This is a genomic window from uncultured Halopseudomonas sp., assembly GCF_963977355.1.
Classification (GTDB): Bacteria; Pseudomonadota; Gammaproteobacteria; order Pseudomonadales; family Pseudomonadaceae; genus Halopseudomonas.
Genome location: NZ_CAXBOV010000011.1, coordinates 126,699 through 133,395, shown reverse-complemented (window position 1 = coordinate 133,395; position 6,697 = coordinate 126,699). Strand labels below are relative to the sequence as shown.

Here is a 6,697-nt window from a genome sequence, read left to right as displayed (position 1 = left end):
CGCCCTGACTGGGCAGACGCGCATTATAGGGGCTGGGATTTTGCCGTCAAGGCTTCTTTGCGTTTGCGAGGCATAAAAAAACCCTCCGCCCGTCTTCACGGGCGGAGGGTACGACCACATTGGTCACACGGAGAGGTAACGGCTGATGTGTTCGCGATCAATCTCGCTACCACTTGCCTCATGTACGATGTTGCCCTTGTCGATTACCAGCATCCGGTCAGCTACTGCCAGTGCAAAGCTCAGGACCTGCTCGGAAACCACAATACTGATCTTGCGCGCATGCTTGATATCGTTGAGCGTGCTGGCCAGCTGCTTGATGATTGATGGCTGAATACCCTCGGTAGGCTCATCAAGCAAAAGGATCTTCGGGTCCGCAGCCAACGCGCGACCGATGGCCAACTGTTGCTGCTGCCCCCCAGACAAGTTACCCGCCTTGCGGCGACGCATCTCCAGTAGCACCGGAAAAAGCTCGTAGATGTCGCCCGGCACTTTCTTGCGCCCTGACGCCTCAAGACCCGCCATGATATTTTCCTCCACCGTGAGGGTAGGAAAAACCATACGGCCCTGTGGTACGTAGGCAATACCGTTGGCTACACGTTGGTAGGACTGCGCCTTACTCAACTCCTTGCCGTTAAAGGTGATGCTTCCACTGCTACTGGGCTGCATCCCGATAAGGGATTTAAACAACGTGGTCTTGCCCATCCCGTTGCGCCCCATGACTGCTACGGTTTCATTGGCTCCGACATCCAGCGAAATACCATGGATGACCTCGCTCATTCCGTAACTTACGTACAAATCGCGAACAGCCAGCATGTCCGATTCCTTCTATTTAATGGCCCAGGTAGACCTCGATAACTTTTTCGTTTTTCTGAACATCGTCCATCTTGCCCTCGGCGAGCAGCTTGCCCTGGTGCAATACGGTGACCTTGTTGGCGATGTCCTTAACGAAATCCATATCGTGCTCAATCACGATCACTGAACGATTGGCGCTGATACGCCGTAGCAGATCAGCTGTCGCTTCACGCTCCGGGACACTCATGCCTGCCACGGGCTCATCCAGCATCAGCAACTCAGGATCCTGAATAAGCAGCATCCCGATTTCCAGCCATTGCTTCTGACCATGACTCAATAGACCAGCACTGACGTCCAGCCGCTCTTCGAGGAAAATATCAGCAGCCACTTCACTGACTCTCTGGGTGACATGCTCGGTTGTCTTGAAGAACAGACTGCCAAATACAGTGCGCCCGCCAGGGTAGGACAGCTGCAGATTCTCGCGCACGGTGAGATTCTCGTAGATCGAAGGCGTCTGGAACTTTCTACCCACACCCGCCTTGACGATCTGATTCTCTGCAAGCTTGGTCAGTTCGGTGTTCTTGAACATGATTGAACCTGAGGAAGCGCGCGTCTTGCCGCAGATCAGATCCAGCAAGGTTGTCTTGCCCGCACCGTTAGGCCCGATGACTACTCGCACCTCGTTGCGCTCCACATAAAGATTGAGCCCATCAACCGCCTTGAACCCATCAAAGGAGACAGTCAAATCTTCAATCGCAAGCAATATCGGTGAACTCATGATTGTGCCTCCTGACCAGCGTCCGGCTCACTTTCCTTTTTGCGAGAGCGACCCAATAGCCCCGAGAGGGGTGGCTTTATGTAGTCGTTGTAGATACCGGCCAGACCCTGGGGGAACAGCAGAACTACGCCGATGAACAACGCACCCATGAAAACGATCCAGAGTTGCGGAAAGGTTTCTGAGAGCATTGTCTTGGCCAGGTTGACCAGCAGTGCTCCATACACGGCACCAATCAGCGACAGCCTGCCGCCCACGGCGCAGAAGATGACCATTTCGATTGATGCCACTGTGCCCACAAAGGAAGGCGACATGAAGCCCACTTGCAAGGCAAACATCGCACCGCCGATGGCCGAAAATACCGCTGCCAGGGCGAAGACAAAGATCTTGATGTTGGCAACGTCGTATCCCGAAAAGCGCACGCGGTCTTCCTGATCGCGCATGGCTATCAACAGTTTGCCAAAGCGACTCTCCAACACGAACTGACCGATCAACAGACAAATGATCAGCGCGACGCAGCAAACAAAGTACAGAATATAGCGTGCGCTATCGGAACGAATATCCCAGCCCAACAGTGTTCTCAGGTCGGTAATACCATTGATACCACCGGTATAACCCTGCTGCCCGACGATAAGAATGGTCGCGATGGAGGCAATGGCCTGCGTAATGATTGCGAAATACACCCCGCCTACCCGGCGCTTGAACATGGCAAAGCCAATGAAGAAGGCAATCAGAGCTGGCACCGTCAGCATAAGGATGATGGTCAGCGTAAGACTGTGAAACGGTACCCACATCATTGGCAGTTCGGTGATCTGGTTCCAGTCCATGAAGTCAGGAATGCCCGGGGTACTCTGAATCGAGGTGAATTCCGGAGCAGACGATTCCAACTTCAAGAACATCGCCATGCAATAACCACCAACGCCAAAGAAGACCCCCTGGCCCAAACTGAGAATGCCCCCATATCCCCAACAGAGCACCAGACCGACAGCGACGAACGCGTAGGTCAGGTACTTGCCCAACAGGTTGAGTCTGAATATATCCAGCGTCAGTGGCAGGATAACCAGAAGCAGGACTGACAGCGCCAGCAATTGCAACAGTCGTTGCCGCCCCCCGAAAGCCGCTATCCATCTATCCATATCAATAACCTCCAGCAGGAACGCCGATCAACGGCGCACCTTGCTTGCAAAGAGTCCCTGGGGACGAACCATCAGAATGCCGACTACCACCGTAAGGGTGATCACCTTGGCCATGGAACCGCTAAGGAAAAACTCCATTATCGACTGCGCCTGGGCAATACCGAACGCCGATACCACGGTGCCGAGAATGCTGGCTGCGCCACCAAAAACCACGACCAGGAAGGTATCCACGATATACAGCGAACCCGTGGTAGGACCTGTGGAGGCGATGGTTGTAAAGGCAGCTCCGGCGACACCGGCAATACCGCAACCCAGGGCGAAGGTGAATCGATCAACCCGTTGCGTGTTGATCCCTGCCGCATTGGCCATAGGCCGATTCTGGGTAGTCGCTCGAACTTTTATTCCCCAGCGCGACTTGTACAGCAGCAGTGCTACGCCAAGGGTGATGAAAAAGGTAATGACCATCACGAACATCCCGTTGACCGGAATATCGATGATGTCTGTTGGTCTCCACGATCCCATTAGCCACGGGGGCAGATTGACGCTGACTTCGCGCGGGCCAAAGCCGGAGCGGAAGGCCTGCTGCATGATGAGACCCAACCCCCAGGTCGCCAGCAAGGTATCCAGGGGGCGCTTGTAAAGGCGCCTGATCATTAATCGTTCGACAAAATAACCGAGAATAAACGTCCCGGTGAATGCTGCAAGTATCGCTATCGGGAAATAGATATGCGCCATCCACGGCCATATCTCGGTGCCGAGAACGGATACCATCCAGGTAATGTAGGCGCCCAGGGTGAGAAACTCGCCGTGGGCCATGTTGATGACGCCCATCTGTCCAAAGATGATCGCCAGCCCCAATGCCATCAACAGGAATACGCAGAACAGGCTGAGCCCACTGAACCCCTGCATGACAAAGATGGCCGTGAGTTCCTGCGAGGAATAACCGCCCATGATCGTTCTCCTTGACTCAGTACGATGCGGTCAACAATGACCGCACCGGTGTTGATCTACGCTTAAGCCAGGGGCTTACTGATAACCTTCGGGGAAGGGGTTAGGCTCGATCAGGTCTGACTCGTAAACTACCTTGGCCTGGCCGTCTTCCTGCCACTGACCAACGCGCAGCTTGCTCCAGAGGTGATTGTTTGCATGAATCTTGACGTAGCCTTCAGGCGCAGTAGTCAGTTCGATGCCCGGAGAGGCGGCACTGACATTGTCGACATCAAAGCTTCCAGCCTTTTCAACTGCTGCTTTCCACAACCAGGGGCCGAGATAAGCTGCCTGAGTCACGTCACCGATGACGCTGTCTTCACCCCAGCGAGCCTTGAACGCCTTGACGAACTCGGAGTTGTTGTCGTTTTCCAGGGACTGGAAGTACTTCATGGAGGAATAGAAACCCTTCATGTTCTCACCGCCAATACCCAGCACTTCGTCCTCGGTAACGGAAATGGTCATGATGGTTTGGCGATCAGCCGTAATACCTGCGGCATTCAACTGCTTCCACCAGGCAACGTTGGAGCCACCGACAATGCTTGAATACACCACGTCAGGCTTTTTCAGACGGATCTTGTTGATCAGCGAACCGAAGTTGGTATTGCCCAGCGGGTAGTACTCTTCGCCAACAACCGTGCCACCCAGGACATTCTCAATGTGCTTGCGGGCAATCTTGTTGGAAGTACGTGGCCAGATATAGTCAGAACCAACCAGGTAGAACGTCTTGGCACTTTTCTCTTCGGCTATCCAGTCCAGGCCGGCGAGGATCTGTTGAGTTGCTTCCTGGCCTGTGTAGATAACGTTCTTGGACTGCTCAAGCCCTTCGTAGAAAGTCGGGTAATAAAGCATCCCGTTTTCCTTTTCGAAGACTGGCAGAACCGCCTTGCGTGAGGCCGAGGTCCAGCAGCCAAACACGGCAGCAACCTTGTCCTGGGTAAGAAGCTTGCGTGACTTCTCGGCAAAGGTGGGCCAATCACTGGCGCCGTCTTCCTGAATAATCTCGATCTGACGGCCGAGTACACCGCCCATCGCGTTGATCTGCTCAATGGCGAGTATTTCAGCTTCTACCGAACCTGTTTCACTGATAGCCATGGTGCCGGTAATGGAATGCAGGATACCGACCTGAACTGTGTCATCGGTAACCGCGAGGCCTGTGGTATTAACCTTATCGGTCGGGTAATCGGCTGCATTGGCAACGCCGGTCACGCCCAAGCCGGTGCCCAGCGCCAACGCCAGCACATGGCGCTTCCAGGCGGGCATCTTGCGTATCGAATCTTGCATGGGTGGATCTCCTAGATGTGGGTAAAACCGGCAAGCAAATCCGTTTAACGGTTTGTCTACCTGTCAACACACCCTGAGCAACCCTTGTGCCAGCATTCCGAAATCCTTGATAAAAATATCAGCCAATACGTTTAAACCGCCAAATATCAATGACCTGCGTGCACCACCTGGATATGGCTGAGCAAAGCACACGGTCTGACATAGCCGTCTCCCAGATGGCGCAATCTGACATTGTCATGACAATGTCCACATTCAAGCGGTGACATTGTCATGACATCGAATCATCAAGATCTGACATTAATTGACTATTGATTTCTATCTTTATGATTACAAACGACTTTTCCTTTTAATGACAAAGCTGGCACGTCATCTGCTCTGGGATCATGACTGGCCAGGATCTGGCCGCGATTGCTATCACCCACATAGAGGATTCACAGTCATGGCTGAGACATTGATCAAAATCGATCTGAGCAAGAGCCCCAAGGAACACGACATCATTCATAACCGTTGGCACCCCGATGTGCCGATGGTAGCGACGGTCAAGCCTGGCGATGACTTCATCATCGAGTGCATGGACTGGACCGGCGGACAGATCGCCAACGACGACAGTGCTGATGACGTGCGCGATGTGGACCTGAGCAAGGTGCACTACCTAAGTGGCCCGGTAGCAGTAGAAGGTGCGGAACCCGGTGACCTGATGGTTGTGGATATTCTCGACCTGGGTGCCTTCGCCGACCAGATGTGGGGTTTCAACGGCGTATTTGCCAAGGAGAACGGCGGCGGCTTCCTGACCGAACACTTCCCGGAAGCCCGCAAGACCATTTGGGACTTCAACGGCATCTACACCAAGTCTCGGCATATTCCCGGCGTGGAATTCATTGGTTTGATGCACCCAGGCCTGATTGGCTGCCTGCCTTCGCAGGAGCTGCTCGATGAGTGGAACAAGCGCGAACAGGCACTGATCGATACCGACCCTGATCGTGTACCCGGACTGGCAAACCCGCCCTACGCGCCGACCGCCCATACCGGACGAGCCACCGGTGACGTAGCAGCAAAGATTGCCAATGAAGGCGCCCGCACCGTGCCACCCCGCGAACACGGCGGCAACTGCGACATCAAGGACCTGACCAAAGGCTCACGGGTGTTCTTCCCGGTCTACGTCAAGGGCGGCGGGCTGTCGATGGGCGACCTGCACTTTTCCCAGGGTGACGGCGAGATCACTTTCTGCGGCGCCATTGAAATGGCCGGCTGGATCCACATCCGGGTCAACCTGATCAAGGATGGGGTCAAAAAGTACGGCGTGAAGAACCCCATATTCCAGCCCAGCGACATGGCCCCCAGCTACAAGAAGCACCTGATCTTCGAGGGCATTTCTGTCGATGAGAATGGCAAGCAGCATTACCTGGATGCCCATGTGGCTTACCGTCAGGCCTGCCTGAACGCCATCGAATACATGAAGAAATTCGGTTTCAGTGGTGCCCAGGCCTACTCATTACTTGGTACCGCGCCGGTGCAGGGACACATCAGCGGCATCGTCGATGTTCCCAACGTATGCGCCACTCTGTGGATTCCCACCGAGATATTCGACTTCGACATCATGCCGAACGCAGACGGCCCGACGATCTCGGTCAATAGCCCGGAAGTACCAACGTCCAAATGGAATAAGTGATCCGGACAGGTCGTCGCGCTTCATTTTGGTGCGACGACCACACCCTAGAGCGCA

Annotated in this window: 6 protein-coding genes; 1 reads left to right on the top strand and 5 read right to left on the bottom strand. The window is 54.4% G+C overall.

The genetic code is table 11. The annotated features are described in order from the left end of the window. Window positions 1-123: 123 nt before the first annotated feature. The 5 genes from urtE to urtA form a co-directional block, all read right to left on the bottom strand. Window positions 124-813, bottom strand: a complete 690-nt coding sequence (gene urtE, locus AAC076_RS08035) for an urea ABC transporter ATP-binding subunit UrtE (protein WP_339844222.1) — start codon at window positions 811-813, stop codon at window positions 124-126. 16 nt (window positions 814-829) lie between these two features. After that, the gene (gene urtD, locus AAC076_RS08030; protein ID WP_339844219.1) at window positions 830-1,570 is read right to left on the bottom strand and encodes an urea ABC transporter ATP-binding protein UrtD; all 741 of its coding nucleotides are present in this window, start codon (window positions 1,568-1,570) and stop codon (window positions 830-832) included. Then, window positions 1,567-2,703 (bottom strand): urea ABC transporter permease subunit UrtC, encoded by a 1,137-nt coding sequence (gene urtC, locus AAC076_RS08025; RefSeq protein ID WP_339844216.1) that lies wholly within the window; start codon window positions 2,701-2,703, stop codon window positions 1,567-1,569. Before urtC ends, urtD begins: the two co-directional genes overlap by 4 nt. 27 nt (window positions 2,704-2,730) lie before the next feature. Further along, complete coding sequence (gene urtB, locus AAC076_RS08020) at window positions 2,731-3,654, bottom strand: urea ABC transporter permease subunit UrtB (protein WP_339844213.1); 924 nt, start codon at window positions 3,652-3,654, stop codon at window positions 2,731-2,733. A gap of 75 nt (window positions 3,655-3,729) precedes the next feature. Next, window positions 3,730-4,974, bottom strand: coding sequence for an urea ABC transporter substrate-binding protein (gene urtA, locus AAC076_RS08015; protein ID WP_339844210.1), 1,245 nt, complete (start codon window positions 4,972-4,974; stop codon window positions 3,730-3,732). 439 nt (window positions 4,975-5,413) lie between these two features. Between urtA and fmdA the strand changes: the two genes are divergently transcribed. Continuing rightward, window positions 5,414-6,643, top strand: a complete 1,230-nt coding sequence (gene fmdA / locus AAC076_RS08010) for a formamidase (protein WP_339844207.1) — start codon at window positions 5,414-5,416, stop codon at window positions 6,641-6,643. The last annotated feature ends 54 nt before the right edge of the window (window positions 6,644-6,697 follow it).

Coding starts and splice junctions, on each gene's coding strand:
- urtE (WP_339844222.1), bottom strand. CDS start 813: ATGCTGGCTGTTCGCGATTTGTACGTAAGTTACGGAATGAGCGAGGTC.
- urtD (WP_339844219.1), bottom strand. CDS start 1,570: ATGAGTTCACCGATATTGCTTGCGATTGAAGATTTGACTGTCTCCTTT.
- urtC (WP_339844216.1), bottom strand. CDS start 2,703: ATGGATAGATGGATAGCGGCTTTCGGGGGGCGGCAACGACTGTTGCAA.
- urtB (WP_339844213.1), bottom strand. CDS start 3,654: ATGGGCGGTTATTCCTCGCAGGAACTCACGGCCATCTTTGTCATGCAG.
- urtA (WP_339844210.1), bottom strand. CDS start 4,974: ATGCAAGATTCGATACGCAAGATGCCCGCCTGGAAGCGCCATGTGCTG.
- fmdA (WP_339844207.1), top strand. CDS start 5,414: ATGGCTGAGACATTGATCAAAATCGATCTGAGCAAGAGCCCCAAGGAA.